The organism is Pseudomonas sp. SWRI22, from assembly GCF_014268395.2.
Taxonomy (GTDB): Bacteria; Pseudomonadota; Gammaproteobacteria; order Pseudomonadales; family Pseudomonadaceae; genus Aquipseudomonas; species Aquipseudomonas paracarnis.
In genome coordinates, this window is record NZ_JABWQK020000001.1 from 1421971 (window position 1) to 1439746 (window position 17776).

General features: G+C 60.2%; 15 protein-coding genes. 1 reads left to right on the top strand and 14 read right to left on the bottom strand.

The features are described from left to right. Nucleotides 1-93: 93 nt before the first annotated feature. From HU730_RS06200 to HU730_RS06225, 6 genes are all read right to left on the bottom strand, one after another. Nucleotides 94-729 (bottom strand): protein-L-isoaspartate(D-aspartate) O-methyltransferase, encoded by a 636-nt coding sequence (locus HU730_RS06200; protein ID WP_169850588.1) that lies wholly within the window; start codon nucleotides 727-729, stop codon nucleotides 94-96. A gap of 41 nt (nucleotides 730-770) precedes the next feature. Beyond that, nucleotides 771-1520: a 5'/3'-nucleotidase SurE gene (gene surE, locus HU730_RS06205; RefSeq protein ID WP_003189210.1), complete on the bottom strand. Its 750-nt coding sequence runs from the start codon at nucleotides 1518-1520 to the stop codon at nucleotides 771-773. Then, on the bottom strand, nucleotides 1508-2566 hold the full coding sequence (gene truD, locus HU730_RS06210; protein ID WP_034126844.1) for a tRNA pseudouridine(13) synthase TruD: 1059 nt from the start codon (nucleotides 2564-2566) through the stop codon (nucleotides 1508-1510). The genes surE and truD overlap by 13 nt, the downstream gene beginning before the upstream one ends. Continuing rightward, nucleotides 2563-3036, bottom strand: a complete 474-nt coding sequence (ispF, locus tag HU730_RS06215) for a 2-C-methyl-D-erythritol 2,4-cyclodiphosphate synthase (RefSeq protein ID WP_034126843.1) — start codon at nucleotides 3034-3036, stop codon at nucleotides 2563-2565. Before ispF ends, truD begins: the two co-directional genes overlap by 4 nt. A gap of 54 nt (nucleotides 3037-3090) precedes the next feature. After that, on the bottom strand, nucleotides 3091-3942 hold the full coding sequence (gene fghA, locus HU730_RS06220) for an S-formylglutathione hydrolase (protein WP_169921950.1): 852 nt from the start codon (nucleotides 3940-3942) through the stop codon (nucleotides 3091-3093). A gap of 84 nt (nucleotides 3943-4026) precedes the next feature. After that, nucleotides 4027-5139: an S-(hydroxymethyl)glutathione dehydrogenase/class III alcohol dehydrogenase gene (locus tag HU730_RS06225; protein WP_003189203.1), complete on the bottom strand. Its 1113-nt coding sequence runs from the start codon at nucleotides 5137-5139 to the stop codon at nucleotides 4027-4029. Between the two features lie 109 nt (nucleotides 5140-5248). On the opposite strand from HU730_RS06225, the gene HU730_RS06230 reads away from it, so the two are divergent. After that, nucleotides 5249-6145: a LysR substrate-binding domain-containing protein gene (locus tag HU730_RS06230; RefSeq protein ID WP_034126841.1), complete on the top strand. Its 897-nt coding sequence runs from the start codon at nucleotides 5249-5251 to the stop codon at nucleotides 6143-6145. 129 nt (nucleotides 6146-6274) lie between these two features. Here HU730_RS06230 and ispD read toward each other — a convergent pair whose 3' ends face one another. The 8 genes from ispD to dnaE all read right to left on the bottom strand — a co-directional run bounded on the left by ispD (nucleotide 6275) and on the right by dnaE (nucleotide 17724). Then, entirely contained in the window at nucleotides 6275-6982 is a 708-nt protein-coding gene (gene ispD, locus HU730_RS06235) for a 2-C-methyl-D-erythritol 4-phosphate cytidylyltransferase (protein ID WP_034126840.1), read from the bottom strand. Further along, complete coding sequence (ftsB, locus tag HU730_RS06240; RefSeq protein ID WP_003189195.1) at nucleotides 6979-7257, bottom strand: cell division protein FtsB; 279 nt, start codon at nucleotides 7255-7257, stop codon at nucleotides 6979-6981. The genes ispD and ftsB overlap by 4 nt, the downstream gene beginning before the upstream one ends. A 171-nt stretch (nucleotides 7258-7428) precedes the next feature. After that, complete coding sequence (gene eno / locus HU730_RS06245) at nucleotides 7429-8718, bottom strand: phosphopyruvate hydratase (RefSeq protein WP_034126839.1); 1290 nt, start codon at nucleotides 8716-8718, stop codon at nucleotides 7429-7431. 157 nt (nucleotides 8719-8875) lie between these two features. Then, on the bottom strand, nucleotides 8876-9721 hold the full coding sequence (gene kdsA / locus HU730_RS06250; protein ID WP_003189190.1) for a 3-deoxy-8-phosphooctulonate synthase: 846 nt from the start codon (nucleotides 9719-9721) through the stop codon (nucleotides 8876-8878). A 5-nt stretch (nucleotides 9722-9726) separates the two neighbouring features. Then, nucleotides 9727-11358 (bottom strand): CTP synthase, encoded by a 1632-nt coding sequence (locus HU730_RS06255; RefSeq protein ID WP_034126838.1) that lies wholly within the window; start codon nucleotides 11356-11358, stop codon nucleotides 9727-9729. Nucleotides 11359-11631: 273 nt separating this feature from the next. Next, the gene (tilS, locus tag HU730_RS06260; RefSeq protein WP_186526518.1) at nucleotides 11632-12951 is read right to left on the bottom strand and encodes a tRNA lysidine(34) synthetase TilS; all 1320 of its coding nucleotides are present in this window, start codon (nucleotides 12949-12951) and stop codon (nucleotides 11632-11634) included. Nucleotides 12952-13125: 174 nt separating this feature from the next. Further along, a complete protein-coding gene (locus HU730_RS06265) occupies nucleotides 13126-14073 on the bottom strand; it encodes an acetyl-CoA carboxylase carboxyltransferase subunit alpha (RefSeq protein ID WP_003189182.1) in 948 nt (315 codons plus the stop codon). A 129-nt stretch (nucleotides 14074-14202) separates the two neighbouring features. Beyond that, nucleotides 14203-17724, bottom strand: a complete 3522-nt coding sequence (dnaE, locus tag HU730_RS06270) for a DNA polymerase III subunit alpha (protein WP_003189180.1) — start codon at nucleotides 17722-17724, stop codon at nucleotides 14203-14205. Nucleotides 17725-17776 lie beyond the last annotated feature (52 nt).

Sequence of the window (17776 nt, forward strand, 5' to 3'; positions counted from 1 at the left end):
ATGTTTAATCGTGGCTGCCAGGCATGTTGATTCAATGGACCCCGCCGTAAGACACATCCGCGCTTACAGAATTCACTGCCTGCGAATAAATGATCAGGCCAGCGGGCCGTTGAGCAAGGGTACGAACCGCACGGCACCGAGTACATGCCGGGAAAAACCTTCGTCCTCACGGATAATAAGCATCAACTGTTGCACTTCGCCGGAGCCCACCGGGATGACCAGCCGCCCGCCAGGCGCCAATTGATCCAGCAAGGCTTGCGGCACATCGGTGGCCACGGCGGTGACGATGATACCGTTGTAGGGCGCCAGCGCCGGCCAGCCCTCCCAACCATCGCCCCAGCGGAATACCACGTTGCGCAGGTTCAGCTCCACCAGACGCTCTTTGGCCCGGTCCTGTAGCACCTTGATGCGCTCGACCGAAAACACCCGCTCTACCAATTGCGACAGCACGGCCGTCTGGTAGCCGGAGCCGGTACCAATCTCCAGCACCTTGTCCAACGGCCCCGCCGCCAGCAATAGCTCGCTCATACGCGCAACCATATAGGGCTGAGAAATGGTCTGGTTGTGGCCGATTGGCAACGCTGTGTCTTCATACGCGCGATGCGCCAGCGCCTCATCGACAAACAGGTGCCGCGGCGTGCGCCGGATCACTTCCAGCACCTGCGCGTTGGACAAGCCTTCTTCATACAGACGCTGGATCAACCGCTCCCGGGTGCGCTGGGAGGTCATCCCGATGCCACGGCGCAACAGGTCGTCTTGTTCACGAGCCATCAACGCAGTCCCTCCAGCCAGCCATCAAGGCCACTGAAGGCATCACTGAAGGTGCGATCAAACAGCAGAGGGGTAACGGAGACATAGCCTTGCATCACCGCATGAAAGTCGGTGCCTTCGCCGCCATCTTCGGCGTCGCCAGCGGCGGCGATCCAATACCCTTCCTTGCCGCGAGGGTCGACCACCTTCAAGGGCGCCGCCGCACGGGCGCGATGACCCAGGCGCGTGAGTTGGATACCGCGAATATGGTCGAGGGGCAAGTTGGGGATATTGACGTTGAGCACCGTACGCGGCGGCAGGTCCAGGGAAGCATGGGCCTCCACCAACTTGCGCGCGTAGTAGGCCGCCGTCGCCAGGTTATCCAGTTGCCGCGAAGCAAAGGAAAAGGCAAAGCCGGTGCGGCCCAGGAAGCGCCCTTCAAGGGCGGCCGCCACGGTGCCGGAATACAGCACGTCATCACCCAGGTTGGCGCCCAGGTTGATCCCCGAGACCACCAGGTCTGGCTGGTGCTCCAGCAGACTGTTGATCGCCAGGTGCACGCAGTCGGTGGGGGTGCCGTTAACGCTGATAAAGCCATTGGCCAGGACCCGCGGATGCAGCGGACGGTCGAGCGTCAGCGAACTGCTGGCGCCGCTCTTGTCCTGGTCGGGGGCAACCACCACGCACTCGGCGTAATCCTGCAGCGCAGCATGGAGCGCGGCAAGACCGGGTGCGGTGGCACCGTCATCGTTTGATATCAGAATACGCATGGGCTGTCCGTCTGCCCCACCGGCACCAGATCAACAAGCTCGCGCACCAAGACAGTGGCGAAGCATCCGGCCGGCAGGACGAATTCCAATTGCAGAATGTCAGGCCCGGGATAATGCCACGTCAACCCGCCAATGGGCAGTCGCAGAATGCGACGTTCCTGGCTCATTCCCGCCTTCACCAGCCAATCACGTAGGTCTGCTTCGCCAGCGGCGACAGATTGTTCCAGCTCGTACGTAAGACCTTTCGCCGGCGAGTCGCCTTCGCCCCACTGCGGGCCGGTGGGATGCAGGTCCAGGATCGCCAGGCGCGGGTCACTGCATTCAGCTTCCCCGGCCGGAAAAAAACTGCGACTGTCGGTAAACGCCAGCAGATCGCCAACTTGGGCACGCTGCCATGAACCGTCGGCGACGCGAGCCGCCAACACTTGGTTGAACAGGTAACTGCGAGCCGTGGACAGCAAGCGCGAGCGCACGTTGCGCTGCTCGGGCAGGGCCTTGCGGGCAGCCCACTCGCGAGCATCCACCACATTGCCGCCGTTGTGGCCAAAACGCTGGGTGCCGAAATAATTGGGGATGCCGTGCCGGGCAATCAACTGCAGACGTGCGTCGATGGCAGCGGTGTCGCCGGCCAATTGGGTCAGGCGCAAGGTGAAACCATTGGCCGAATGGGCCCCACGCTGCAACTTGCGCTTGTGACGGGCGGTTTTCAGGATCTTGAGGGTGTCGTTTTCTGCGCCGCTCATGTCCGGGTCGGCCTTGCCGGGCAATTGCACGCTGAACCACTGGCGGGTCAGGGCCTGACGATCCTTGAGCCCGGCATAGCTGACGGTGCGCAATGGCACCCCAGCGGCTTTGGCGATACGCCGTGCCGCTTCCTCAGTGTTCAAGCCGCGCTTTTCCACCCACAGCCACAGGTGCTCGCCATCGCCGGTCAGCGGGATGTCCAGCACCTCATCAACCTGGAAGTCTTCGGCCGTGGCCTTCAGTACCGCGCTGCCCAGGGCCTCGCCATAGGCCCGCGGGCCCAGCAGTTGCAGGTCGTTCATGCGCGCAGCAACAAGGCGACGGAGTGCACCGCAATGCCCTCTTCACGACCGGTAAACCCGAGCTTTTCGGTGGTGGTGGCTTTCACGTTGACTTGATCCAATTCAATTTGCAGGTCTGCGGCGATCACTGCGCGCATCGCTTCAATATGGGGGGCCATTTTCGGCGCCTGGGCGACGATGGTGTTATCGACGTTGCCGACCTTCCAGCCCTTGGCATGGATCAGGCCGACCACATGGCGCAGCAACACACGACTGTCCGCCCCCTTGAAGGTGGGGTCGGTGTCCGGAAAGTGCTTGCCGATATCGCCTAATGCAGCCGCGCCGAGCAAGGCATCGCTCAAGGCGTGCAGGACCACGTCGCCGTCGGAATGAGCCAGCAACCCATGGTGGTGTGCAATGCGCACGCCGCCCAGGGTGATGAAATCGCCTTCAGCGAAACGGTGCACATCGTAGCCGTGGCCAATACGCATAAAAAAACGCCCCGATTTAATTCAGGGCGTGATTCTACCTACTTTTGCCTCAGATTAACCGAGCAAAGCACGCCCATGATGACGCAAATGGTCTTCAATGAAGCTGGCGATGAAAAAGTAGCTGTGGTCGTAGCCAGGCTGCAGGCGCAGTTCCAGCGGATGGTTGGCTGCCTTGGCCGCCTGCAGCAGGGCTTCGGGCTTGAGCTGAACGGCGAGGAAATCGTCGCGATCGCCCTGGTCCACCAACAGCGGCAGCTTTTCCGAGGCTTCGCTGATCAGCACGCACGCATCCCATTCACGCCACTTAGAGCGCTCTTCACCCAAATAACGGGAAAAGGCTTTCTGACCCCATGGGCAGTCCATCGGGTTGTTGATCGGCGAAAACGCCGACACCGACAGGTAACGTCCAGGGTTGCGCAGCGCGCAGACCAGCGCACCGTGACCGCCCATGGAGTGGCCGCTGATGCCGCGCTTATCCGACGCAGGGAAATGCGCTTCCACCAAGGCCGGTAACTCCTGTACCACGTAGTCATGCATCCGATAGTGCTTGGCCCAGGGTTCCTGGGTGGCATTGAGGTAGAAGCCGGCGCCGAGGCCAAAATCCCAGGCGTTGTCCGGATCGTCCGGCACACCGGGGCCACGGGGGCTGGTGTCCGGTGCAACGATGATCAAGCCCAACTCGGCGGCCATGCGCTGGGCGCCGGCTTTCTGCATGAAGTTCTCATCGGTGCAGGTCAGACCGGACAGCCAATACAGCACCGGTAATTTACCGCCCTGCTCTGCTTGCGGCGGCAGATAGACCGCGAAGGTCATGTCGCAACCGAGCACGTGGGAGCTGTGTTTGTAGCGTTTATGCCAGCCGCCAGAACTCTTTTGGCAGGAGATATTTTCCAGGGTCATGGGAATGCTCCCAGCTGCAAGTTGCAAGCCTCAAGCTGCAAGTAAGGCGTACACCTACTTGCAGCTTGTCACTTGTAGCTTGCCGCTGCTTCAAAAATGAATGACGGTACGAATGCTCTTGCCTTCATGCATCAGGTCAAACGCTTTGTTGATATCTTCCAGGCCCATGGTGTGGGTGATGAAGGTGTCCAGCGGGATTTCACCGGTCTGGGCCATTTCCACGTAGCTTGGCAATTCGGTACGACCGCGCACGCCACCAAACGCCGAACCACGCCAGACGCGCCCGGTGACCAGTTGGAATGGGCGAGTGGCAATTTCCTGGCCAGCACCGGCCACACCGATGATCACCGACTCGCCCCAGCCTTTGTGGCAGCACTCAAGGGCCGCACGCATCAGTTGTACGTTGCCGATGCACTCGAAGGAAAAGTCCACGCCGCCGTCAGTCAGGTCGACAATCACGTCCTGGATCGGGCGATCGTAGTCCTTAGGGTTGATGCAATCGGTAGCGCCCAGTTGCTTGGCGATTTCGAACTTGGCCGGGTTGATATCGATGGCGATGATGCGCCCGGCCTTGGCCTTGACTGCACCGATAATCGCCGACAGGCCAATACCGCCCAGACCGAAGACGGCCACCGTGTCGCCCGGCTTGACCTTGGCGGTGTTGATCACCGCACCGATGCCAGTGGTGACGCCACAACCGAGCAGGCAGACTTTTTCCAACGGCGCTTCTTTAGGAATCTTGGCCACGGAGATTTCCGGCAGCACGGTGTACTCGGAGAACGTCGAGGTGCCCATGTAGTGGAAAATCGGCTGGCCCTTGTAGGAGAAACGCGTGGTGCCATCCGGCATCAAGCCCTTGCCCTGCGTGGCGCGAATGGCCTGGCACAGGTTGGTCTTGCCACTCAGACAGAACTTGCACTTGCCGCATTCCGGGGTGTACAGCGGGATCACGTGATCGCCCACAGCGACCGAAGTCACGCCCTCGCCAATGGCTTCCACCACTGCGCCGCCTTCATGGCCGAGGATCGACGGAAAAATGCCTTCCGGGTCGGCGCCCGACAAGGTGTAGGCGTCGGTGTGGCACACGCCGGACGCAACTACCCGCAGCAGCACCTCGCCAGCCTTGGGCATGGCGACATCCACTTCAACAATCTCAAGGGGCTTCTTGGCTTCGAAGGCTACGGCGGCACGGGACTTGATCATCCAGGTTTCTCCATCGGGTTAAAAACTGAGACGGTGAGTGTAAATCATGACCCATTGATGAATAATCCGGACCAAAGCAAAACATTATTGCTGTACAGGGACAATCACCATGCTGGAGAACCGCTGGGAAGGCATTGACGAGTTTGTCGCGGTGGCCGAATGCAGCCAGTTCACGGCGGCGGCCGAACGGTTGGGGGTGTCTTCATCCCATGTCAGCCGGCAAGTGGCGCGTCTTGAAGAACGCCTGCAAACCCGATTGCTGTACCGCAGTACGCGCAAGGTGACCTTGACCGAAGCCGGTCAGACCTTCCTGCAGCACTGCCAACGCCTACAGGACGGTCGCGAGGAAGCGTTGCGGGCGGTGGGCGACCTGACCAGCGAACCCAAGGGCATGTTGCGCATGACCTGCGCCGTGGCCTATGGCGAACGTTTTATCGTGCCGCTGGTGACGCGGTTCATGGCGCACTATCCGCAACTGCGCGTGGACATCGAGTTGACCAACCGCTCGCTGGACCTGGTCCATGAAGGCCTCGACCTGGCCATCCGCCTGGGACGCCTGCAAGACTCGCGCATGGTCGCCAGCCGCCTGGCGCCTCGGCGCATGTACCTGTGCGCCTCCCCCTCCTACCTCGAACGGTACGGTCGACCACACAGCTTGTCGGAGTTGAGCCGGCATAACTGTCTGATTGGCAGCTCGGATATCTGGCAAATGGCCCAGGATGGGCGGGAATTTTCCCAGCGTGTGCAAGGCAATTGGCGCTGCAACAGTGGGCAAGCGGTGCTGGATGCGGCGTTGCAAGGCATGGGCTTGTGCCAGTTGCCGGATTACTACGTGCTGGAGCATCTGCACAGCGGGGCGTTGGTGTCGCTGCTGCAGGCTCATCAACCGCCGAATACCGCCGTGTGGGCGCTGTATCCGCAGCAGCGGCATTTGTCGCCGAAGGTGAGGAAGCTGGTGGACTTCTTGAAGGTGGGGTTGGCGCAGAGGCCGGAGTACAAGCATTGAACTGAGGGGGCCTGCATCGGCCTCATCGCGGGCAAGCCCGGCTCTCACAGTTGACCGCGTTGTCTGATGTGGCAGCGATCAAATGTGGGAGCTGGCTTGCCTGCGATGCAGCAGACTCGGTCTGACGGGTTACCGCCGGTTAGCCCAGCGCAACTTCAACCACTCCAGGTCTTCCGGCCGAGTCACCTTGATATTGTCCGAACGCCCTTCGATCAGGCGCGGTGCCTGCCCAGACCATTCCATGGCCGACGCTTCATCGGTGATCACCGCATCGGCCACCAGGCTGTCGGCCAAGGCGCGATGCAAGGCGCCCAGGCGGAACATCTGCGGCGTGTAAGCCTGCCAGATCAGGCTGCGATCAATGGTGTCCACCACACGGCCGTGCTTGTCGACACGCTTGAGGGTGTCGCGCGCCGGCACCGCCAGCAGGCCGCCTACCGGATCGTCAGCCAGTTCCGCCAACAAGTTGTCGAGGTCATCACGGCTCAGGTTAGGCCGCGCAGCGTCATGCACCAACACCCAGTCGTCATCACTTGCGCCCAGGGCGTTGAGTTGCAGCAGCGCATTGAGTACCGAGCCGGAACGTTCCGAGCCCCCGTCGGCACGCTGGATACGCGGGTCATTGGCGCATGCCAAGGTGGGCCAATAAGGATCGTCAATTGCAAGACTGACCACCAGGCCCTTGAGGCATGGATGGTCGAGAAAACAGCCGAGGCTGTGTTCGAGAATAGTGCGCCCGCCCAATTGCAGGTACTGCTTGGGACGGTCCGCAGCCATACGGGCACCGACGCCCGCGGCAGGAATCACGGCCCAGAAGGCCGGTAAATCGTAGCTCATTGGGCCAACTGGTAGAGGGTCTCGCCCTCCTTGACCATGCCCAACTCATGACGAGCCCGCTCTTCAACGGTCTCCGTGCCTTTTTTCAGCTCAAGCACTTCAGCGTCGAGGACACGGTTGCGCTCCAGCAGGCGTTCGTTTTCGGCACGCTGGTCGGCAATTTGCTGGGTCAACTCTTCCACCTGCGCAAAGCTGCCATTACCGACCCATAGGCGGTACTGCAGGCCAGCCAGCAACAAGAGCAAGACGAGGAACAACCAATTGGGACTGCGCATCGAAATCCGGGTATCCATTGAATAAAGACAGTCATGCAAACCTTTTGCAGCAACTGATAGCACAAAGCCTGGAAAACCCAGGCTTGCGCTTGTCAGTCAGCAGATTAGCGCCGAAATTCACATTTTCGTGAGATTTCCGACGCAATCCGCCGACTTTTTACCATTTACTGTTCAGCCGCGAAACTCGGCGCGACCGTTGTACTTGGCTTTACCTGCCAATTGCTCTTCGATGCGCAGCAATTGGTTGTACTTGGAAACGCGATCGGAACGGCACAGGGAACCGGTCTTGATCTGGCCCGCCGAAGTACCCACGGCCAGGTCGGCAATGGTGGAATCTTCGGTTTCGCCGGAGCGATGGGAGATCACGGCGGTGTAGCCCGCGGCCTTGGCCATCTGGATGGCTTCCAGGGTTTCGGTCAGGGTGCCGATCTGGTTGAACTTGATCAGGATCGAGTTGGCGATCTTCTTGTCGATGCCTTCTTTCAGGATCTTGGTGTTGGTCACGAACAGGTCGTCACCCACCAGCTGGATTTTTTCGCCGATCTTGTCGGTGAGGATTTTCCAGCCATCCCAGTCGGACTCGTCCAGGCCGTCTTCGATCGAGATGATCGGGTAGCGCTGGGTCAAGCCTTTGAGGTATTCAGCGAAGCCTTCGGAGTCGAACACCTGGCCTTCGCCGGACAGGTTGTACTTACCGTCTTCATAGAATTCGCTGGCGGCGCAGTCCAGGGCCAGGGTCACGTCGGTGCCCAGCGTGTAGCCAGCGTTGGCCACTGCTTCGGAGATGACTTTCAGTGCATCTTCGTTGGAGGCCAGGTTCGGCGCGAAACCACCTTCGTCACCCACGGCAGTGCTCAGGCCACGGGCCTTCAGTACAGCCTTGAGGTGATGGAAAATCTCGGTGCCCATGCGCAGGCCTTCGGAGAAGGACTTGGCGCCCACTGGCTGCACCATGAATTCCTGGATGTCGACGTTGTTATCAGCGTGCTCGCCACCGTTGATGATGTTCATCATCGGCACCGGCATCGAGTAGACGCCCGGAGTGCCATTCAGGTTGGCAATGTGTGCGTACAACGGCAGGTCCTGGTCCTGGGCTGCTGCCTTGGCGGCGGCCAGGGATACCGCGAGGATGGCGTTGGCGCCGAGGCTGCCTTTGTTTTCAGTGCCGTCGAGCTTGATCATCGCGTGGTCCAGGGCTTTCTGGTCCAGCGGGTCCTTGCCCAGCAACAGGTCACGAATCGGACCGTTGATGTTGGCTACAGCCTTGAGTACACCCTTGCCCAGGTAACGGCTCTTGTCGCCATCACGCAGTTCCAGCGCTTCGCGCGAACCGGTGGAAGCACCGGACGGCGCGCAGGCGCTGCCGATGATGCCGTTATCGAGAAGCACGTCGGCTTCGACGGTGGGGTTGCCACGGGAGTCGAGAACTTCACGACCTTTGATGTCGACGATTTTTGCCATTGTTGTAAACACTCCAAAGTTGACGAAAACGACGCAGCTGAAGGAAATCTTTTGACCGACCGCAAGGGTGGAACAACGGGGCAGGCTTGCAGACGACAAGGCTCAGGCCCGGGGGCCTGAGCGTAAAGCGTGGGAAATTCTACCGGAGAAATGCCAGTTACGCGGTCTCTACCGTCGGAAAACTCTTGACCAGCTCGTCCAACTGCTTGAGTTGGGCCAGGAATGGCTCCAGCTTGTCCAGGCGCAGGGCGCATGGGCCATCACATTTGGCGTTGTCCGGGTCCGGGTGAGCTTCAAGGAACAGGCCCGCCAGGGACTGGCTCATGCCCGCCTTGGCCAGGTCCGTCACCTGGGCACGTCGCCCGCCAGCGGAGTCCGAGCGACCACCGGGCATTTGCAGCGCGTGGGTCACGTCGAAGAACACTGGGTATTCGAACTGTTTCATGATGCCGAAACCGAGCATGTCCACCACGAGGTTGTTATAGCCGAAGCTCGAACCCCGCTCGCAAAGGATCAACTGGTCGTTACCCGCTTCCACGCATTTGCTCAGGATGTGTTTCATCTCCTGAGGAGCGAGGAATTGGGCTTTCTTGATGTTGATCACCGCGCCGGTCTTGGCCATGGCGACCACGAGGTCGGTCTGGCGCGAAAGGAAAGCCGGCAACTGGATGATGTCGCACACCTCGGCGACCACGGCAGCCTGCTCAGGCTCGTGGACGTCGGTGATGATCGGCACGCCGAAGGCTTGCTTGATGTCCTGGAAGATCCGCATGCCTTCTTCAAGGCCCGGGCCGCGATAGGAGGTCACGGACGAACGGTTGGCCTTGTCGAAGCTGGCCTTGAAGACGTAAGGAATACCCAGCTTCTGGGTGACCCGCACGTACTCTTCACACACCTGCATCGCCATGTCGCGGCTTTCCAGCACGTTCATGCCGCCGAACAGCACCATGGGCTTGTCGTTGGCAATCTCGATGTCGCCTACGCGAATGATCTTCTGGGCCATCAGGTTTACGCCTTCTTCTGATGTTGCGTCAGTGCTGCTTTGACGAAACCACTGAACAACGGGTGACCGTCACGCGGTGTCGAGGTGAACTCCGGGTGGAACTGGCAAGCCACGAACCACGGATGATCCGGTGCCTCGACCACTTCAACCAGCTTGCCATCACCGGAGCGGCCGGAGATTTTCAGGCCAGCTTCTTTGATCTGCGGCAGCAGGTTGTTGTTCACTTCGTAACGGTGGCGGTGACGCTCGACGATCACATCCTTGCCGTAGCAGTCGTGTACCAGCGAGCCGGCTTCCAGCAGGCAATCCTGTGCGCCCAGGCGCATGGTGCCGCCCAGGTCGGACGTTTCGGTACGGGTTTCAACGGCGCCGGTGGCGTCTTCCCACTCGGTGATCAGGCCCACGACCGGATGGCCGCTGGTGTGATCGAATTCGGTGGAGTTGGCGTCTTTCCAGCCCAGCACGTTACGGGCGAACTCGATAACAGCCACTTGCATGCCCAGGCAGATACCCAGGTACGGCACCTTGTTTTCACGGGCGTACTGCACTGCGGTGATCTTGCCTTCCACGCCACGCAGGCCGAAACCGCCGGGGACGAGGATAGCGTCAACACCTTCGAGCAGCGCGGTGCCCTGGTTCTCGATGTCTTCGGAGTCGATGTAGCGCAGGTTGACCTTGGTACGGTTGCTGATACCGGCGTGACTCATCGCTTCGATCAGCGACTTGTACGCGTCCAGCAGCTCCATGTACTTGCCGACCATGGCGATGGTGACTTCATGCTCAGGGTTGAGCTTGGCGTCGACAACCGCTTCCCACTCGGACAGGTCGGCGCCGCCGCACTGCAGGCCGAAACGCTCGACCACAAAATCATCCAGCCCCTGGGAATGCAGGATGCCCGGGATCTTGTAGATGGTGTCGGCGTCTTCCAGGGCAATCACCGCACGTTCTTCAACGTTGGTGAACTGCGCGATCTTGCGGCGCGAGGAAATGTCGATCGGGTGATCGGAGCGGCATACCAGCACATCCGGCTGCAGGCCGATGGAACGCAGTTCCTTGACCGAATGCTGGGTAGGCTTGGTTTTGGTTTCTCCGGCAGTGGCGATGTACGGCACGAGTGTCAGGTGCATCAGCATCGCGCGCTTGGCGCCGACTTCGAAACGCAACTGGCGGATGGCTTCGAGGAACGGTTGGGACTCGATGTCACCCACGGTGCCACCGATCTCGACCATCGCCACGTCGGCATCGCCTGCACCCTTGATAATGCGGCGCTTGATTTCGTCGGTGATGTGCGGGATCACCTGGATGGTTGCACCCAGGTAGTCACCACGGCGCTCTTTGCGCAGCACGTGCTCGTAGACACGGCCGGTGGTGAAGTTGTTGTTCTGGGTCATGGTCGTGCGGATGAACCGCTCGTAGTGGCCCAGGTCCAGGTCGGTCTCGGCGCCGTCGTGGGTGACGAACACTTCACCGTGCTGGAACGGGCTCATGGTGCCCGGGTCAACGTTGATGTACGGGTCCAGCTTGAGCATGGTGACCTTAAGTCCCCGCGCCTCCAGGATGGCCGCCAATGAAGCGGAGGCAATGCCTTTCCCCAATGAAGAAACAACACCGCCCGTGACGAATATGTAGCGCGTCATGAAAAACCCTAGAAGTCTGCGTTAAAGCGGTCCGAGCCGCCGGGGAAAGCGAAGGAAGGCCGAAGCCCCCGATCACCTGCATTAATCACAGTGCACCTTTCAAAAAAACCGCCGCGTTGTGACAGACCAGCAATGAAGCACCGGTACGTTGATCGCTACACATTTTTTGGAATCGCCCAGCAAAGACTGCTTGGTAATCGGCAACGACTGCGATTCAGGCGAATCCACAGAAGTTGTATCAAGAAGGGAGCGTAGTCTACCGGAAAGGCGCTATCAGCTCAAACCTTGATCGCAGGTCTGTGGCAACCAATCCAATTGCACCTCACCCACCGACCTGGACCATGCCCCCGCAACACTTGGCACAGCCAGCAATTGCTCGCCCCGATAGACCAGCGGCAATCTGCCACGGGCGAAGCCCGGCATGCCGCTTTCATTCAGCAGACGCTTGAGATCCCGCCGGCCTCGGCCCGCTACGTCGATGATTTCGCCACCCTGGCGATAACGCACCTCCAGCGGGCCTTCGGGGGCCATGCCGATAAACCTCAGTTGACCATTGCCCGTTAACTCTAGTGGATCTTGCGGATCGGGCCAGCTCACCGATGCGTCGGAAAACTCCGACCAGGTCGAGGGCAACCACCAGATGCGTTCACCGCTACGCTGCATTTGGCCGTCGGCCAGGCGCCACAGAGGCTGTGCGTCGCTCTTGGCATCGCGCAGGGCATGCCAACCGGCCCAGTGGTCGCTGTCGGGTAAACGGGTCAGTGGCGTGAGCCAATGCCGCAGGGCGTTACGCTGGCGGGCATCGGATAGCTCGCGCAATGGTTCAAGCGCCAGGGACGGCAGAGGCAACCAGGGAAACGCAGAAGGCTGATCGGCGCGCTGCAGATCCATCATCGCCAATTCGTCGAGCAGCCCTTGCGCCTCAGCCATGTGTTCAGCCGTGCGAGCCAAGTGGGTGATCGCCTGTGGCCAGCGTTTCGTCAGCGTGGGAAGTACGTGGTGACGCAGGTAATTGCGGGAAAACCGTGGATCAACGTTGGAGGGGTCGTCGATCCACTGCAACTGATGCTGATGGGCGTAGGCTTCCAGGTCGCTACGGGAAAATGCCAGCAACGGCCGCACCAAGCACCCCTGCGCCAAGGGGCGATGCTCAGGCATAGCCGCCAGCCCTCTTACACCGGCGCCACGCAGCAGGCGAAACAGCAGGGTTTCGGCTTGATCGTCGCGATGCTGGCCAGTGAAAAGCACCTCCCCCACCCCTAGGACCTGCATGAACGCTTGGTAGCGCGCCTCGCGGGCCGCACGTTCAAGGCTCGCACCCTGACTGACCTGCACGCGCATGACGCGCAAAGGTACGCCCAGGCTGTCGCAGACCGATTGGCAATGAGAGGGCCAAGCATCGGCAGCAGCTTGCAGGCCATGGTGGACATGGACGGCGCTGACAGGAGGCAGATTTTCGATTTTGGCCAATGAGGCCAGGAGGTGCAGCAGAACGGTGGAGTCGAGACCGCCGGAGAATGCGATATGCCAGGCCGGCGCGTTGCGCCAGTCGGCCAGGGTGTGCAGGAGTGTGGCCGGCAGGGTTGGTTTCATCACACGTCACCGCCGCAAAGCTGGAATACGTTCGTCAGCATACACAAAGCAAATGTGGGAGCCGGGCTTGCCCGCGATGCAGGCACCTCGGGGTATCAGTGATACCAAGGTGATGCTGTCGCCGGCAAGCCAGCTCCCACACAAGCCGGCTACCACATTGGGTACCGCGTCGGCTTAGAGGCCGTAGCTCATCAGGCGCTCATAACGACGAGCCAGCAGCGCTTCGTTATCCAGCTTCTTGAGCATCGCCAGTTGCGACCCCAACTCGGCACGGATGGTCGCAGCGGCGGCAGCCGGGTCACGGTGGGCGCCGCCCAGTGGCTCGGCGATGACCTTGTCCACGATACCCAGGCCTTTGAGGCGATCGGCGGTGATGCCCATGGCTTCGGCAGCGTCCGGCGCCTTTTCGGCGGTTTTCCACAGGATCGAGGCACAACCTTCCGGCGAGATCACCGCGTAGGTCGAGTACTGCAACATGTTCAGTTGGTCGCAGACACCAATGGCCAACGCACCGCCGGAACCACCTTCACCGATCACGGTGGCGATGATCGGAGTTTTCAGGCGGGCCATGACGCGCAGGTTCCAGGCAATCGCTTCGCTCTGGTTGCGCTCTTCGGCGTCGATACCCGGGTAGGCACCCGGCGTGTCGATGAAGGTCAGGATCGGCATCTTGAAGCGCTCGGCCATTTCCATCAGGCGGCACGCCTTGCGATAGCCTTCCGGGCGCGGCATACCGAAGTTGCGGCGTACTTTCTCGCGCACTTCACGGCCTTTCTGGTGACCGATCACCATCACCGGCTGGTCGTCCAGGCGAGCGATGCCGCCCACGATGGCTGCGTCGTCGGAGAAGTGACGGTCGCCGTGCAACTCGTCGAACTCGGTGAAGATGTGTTCGATGTAGTCCAGGGTGTAGGGACGGCGCGGATGGCGAGCCAGGCGCGCGATCTGCCAGCTGGTCAGCTTGCCGAAGATGTCTTCGGTGAGCGTGCTGCTCTTGTCTTGCAGGCGAGCGATTTCATCACCGATGTTCAGCGAATTGTCATTGCCGACCAGGCGCAGCTCTTCGATCTTGGCTTGCAGGTCAGCGATCGGCTGTTCGAAATCAAGAAAATTCGGGTTCATAAGCGTCCGTCTTGGGTCGACGGCCAAGGGGTGCCTGGCCAGCCGGTTGTCTATTCGCGCCCTACCTTAAGGGAGAGGCGCGTTTAGGTCGAGATTAAATGTTTAGTCGAGATCAGATCTATATGACCGTCAACGGTATTGGAGGAAGACGTTGTCTCGCCCGAACTGGTCACGCAAAGCTTGAATCAAGCCATCAGCGGGATCAATTCGCCACGTCTCACCAAACTGCAACATGGCCTTGGCATCGCTGCCGGTGTACTCCATAGTCACCGGGCATGCGCCACGATGGCGTTTTAGCAGGTCACCCAACCAGCGTAGCTGATCACCTTTAAGCGCTTCGGTCTTGACCTTCAGGCGCAGGCTTTCGGCCAGGTTGGTGCGGGCGTCTTCCATGCTCATCACGCGCTTGATGCGCAGGCGCAGGCCACCGGAGAAGTCATCATTGCTGACCTCCCCTTCCACCACCACCATGGCGTCGGTCTGCAACAGCGATTGGGCGGAGTGAAACGCGTCGGCAAACAATGACGCTTCGATGCGGCCCGAGCGGTCATCGAGGGTGATGAAGCCCATCTTGTCGCCCTTCTTATTTTTCATCACCCGCAGGGCGATGATCATACCGGCGACGGTCTGGGTATCCCGCGCCGGTTTCAGGTCGATGATGCGCTGGCGGGCAAAACGGCGGATTTCGCCTTCGTACTCGTCAATCGGGTGGCCAGTGAGGTACAGGCCCAAGGTGTCTTTTTCACCCTTGAGGCGCTCCTTCAGAGTCAGCTCCTTGGCCTTGCGGTGATTCGCGTAGACATCCGCATCTTCTTCGACGAACAGCCCGCCAAACAGGTCGGCGTGGCCGCTGTCATGGGTACGGGCGGTCTGTTCAGCGGCCTTGATCGCCTCTTCCATGGCGGTCAGCAGCACCGCCCGGTTACGATCGATATTGGCCTGGTAAGCCTTCGGCTCATCATGAAAATACGGGCCAAGACGGTCGAGTGCGCCGCTGCGGATCAGGCCATCGAGGGTACGCTTGTTGATGCGCTTGAGGTCAACGCGTGCGCAAAAGTCGAACAGGTCCTTGAACGGCCCGTCCTGACGCGCTTCGGTAATGGCCTCGACCGGGCCTTCGCCCACGCCTTTGATCGCGCCGAGGCCATAGATGATGCGGCCTTCGTCGTTCACCGTGAACTTGAACTCCGAAGCGTTGACGTCCGGGGCGTCGAGGCGCAGCTTCATGGTGCGCACTTCCTCGATCAAGGTCACGACCTTGTCGGTGTTGTGCATATCCGCCGAGAGTACCGCCGCCATGAACGGTGCAGGATAGTGGGCTTTCAGCCAGGCGGTCTGGTACGACACCAGGCCATAGGCGGCGGAGTGGGATTTGTTGAAGCCATAACCGGCGAACTTTTCTACCAGGTCGAAGATGTTACCGGCCAGGTCGGCATCAATATTGTTGGTGGCGCAACCTTCAATGAAACCGCCGCGCTGCTTGGCCATTTCCTCGGGCTTTTTCTTACCCATGGCGCGACGCAGCATGTCCGCACCGCCGAGGGTGTAGCCGGCCATCACCTGGGCGATCTGCATCACCTGTTCCTGGTACAGGATGATGCCGTAGGTCGGCGCCAGTACGGGCTTGAGGCCTTCATACTGATAGTCGGAATGCGGGTAAGCCAGCTCGGCCCGGCCGTGTTTACGGTTGATGAAGTCATCCACCATGCCCGATTGCAGCGGGCCCGGACGGAACAGGGCCACCAGTGCGATCAAGTCTTCCAGGCAGTCGGGCTTGAGCTTTTTGATCAGCTCCTTCATGCCCCGGGATTCAAGCTGGAACACTGCGGTGGTTTCGGCTTTTTGCAGCAGGCTGTACGTCGGCTTGTCGTCCAGCGGGATAAACGCGATATCCAGCGGTTCTTCGCCGACCTTGGCACGGTCGCGGTTGATGGTCTTGAGTGCCCAGTCGATGATCGTCAGGGTCCGCAGGCCGAGGAAGTCGAACTTCACCAGGCCGGCGGCCTCCACGTCGTCCTTGTCGAACTGGGTGACCAGGCCGTCGCCTTCTTCATCGCAATAGATCGGCGAAAAGTCGGTGAGCTTGGTCGGCGCAATAACCACACCACCGGCGTGTTTACCGACGTTACGCACCACGCCTTCGAGCTTGCGCGCCATGTCCCAGATTTCGGCGGCTTCTTCATCGACCTTGATGAAGTCGCGCAGGATTTCTTCCTGCTCGTAGGCTTTTTCCAGGGTCATGCCGACTTCGAACGGGATCATCTTCGACAGGCGGTCCGCCAAACCGTAGGACTTGCCCTGCACCCGCGCCACGTCGCGGATTACCGCTTTGGCGGCCATGGAGCCGAAGGTGATGATCTGACTTACCGCGTTGCGACCGTATTTTTCGGCCACGTACTCAATCACGCGGTCACGGCCATCCATGCAGAAGTCGACGTCGAAGTCGGGCATGGAAACCCGTTCCGGGTTCAGGAACCGTTCGAACAGCAGGTCATATTCAAGCGGGTCAAGGTCGGTGATCTTCTGTACGTAGGCCACCAGCGAGCCAGCACCTGACCCCCGGCCAGGGCCTACCGGTACACCGTTGTTTTTGGCCCACTGGATAAAGTCCATTACGATCAGGAAGTAACCGGGGAACCCCATCTGGATAATGATATCCAGCTCGAAATTCAACCGATCGACATACACCTGGCGCTTGGCTTCGTAGTCCTCGGTGGTGTCCTTGGGCAGCAGGACGCTGAGGCGTTCCTCCAGGCCATCGAACGACACTTTGCGAAAGTATTCGTCGATGGTCATGCCATCGGGAATCGGGAAGTTGGGCAGGAAGTGTTTGCCCAGCTTCACTTCGATGTTGCAGCGCTTGGCGATCTCGACGGAGTTTTCCAGGGCCTCGGGCAAGTCGCTGAACAGCTCCGCCATTTCCTCGGCGCTTTTGAGGTACTGCTCTTCGCTGTAGTTCTTCGAGCGGCGCGGGTCATCCAAGGCACGGCCTTCGCCGATGCACACGCGGGTCTCGTGGGCTTCGAAATCTTCTTTCTTGATAAAGCGCACATCATTGGTCGCCACCAGCGGCGCACCCAACTTATCGGCCAGGGCTACGGCAGCGTGCAGATGCTCTTCATCGTTGGGGCGGTTGGTGCGCTGGACTTCCAGGTAGAACCGGCCTGGGAACACCTGCATCCACTCACGCGCCAGCACTTCGGCTTCCTGAGGGTTGCCGCCCAGCAGCGCGATACCGATTTCGCCCTCTTTGGCCGCCGAGAGCATGATCAGTCCTTCGCTGGCTTCGGCCACCCACTCGCGCTCGATGATGATCGAGCCGTTGCGCTGACCATCGATAAAGCCACGGGAGATCAGTTCGGTGAGGTTGCGATAACCCACGCCGTTCATCGCCAGCAGGCTGATGCGGCTCAGGGGGTTATCCGGGTCTTTGTTGGACAGCCACAGATCGGCGCCGCAGATCGGCTTGATGCCGGCGCCCATGGCGTTCTTGTAGAACTTGACCAGGGAACACATGTTGTTCTGGTCGGTAACCGCAACCGCAGGCATGTTCATGCCCACCAGGGTTTTGACCAGCGGTTTGATCCGTACCAGGCCGTCGACCAGGGAGTACTCAGTGTGCAGGCGTAGATGAACGAATGAAGCCGGCATAGTGATCCTGTCTTGATACATGAAAACAACAAGGCCCGGATTGTACCGGGCC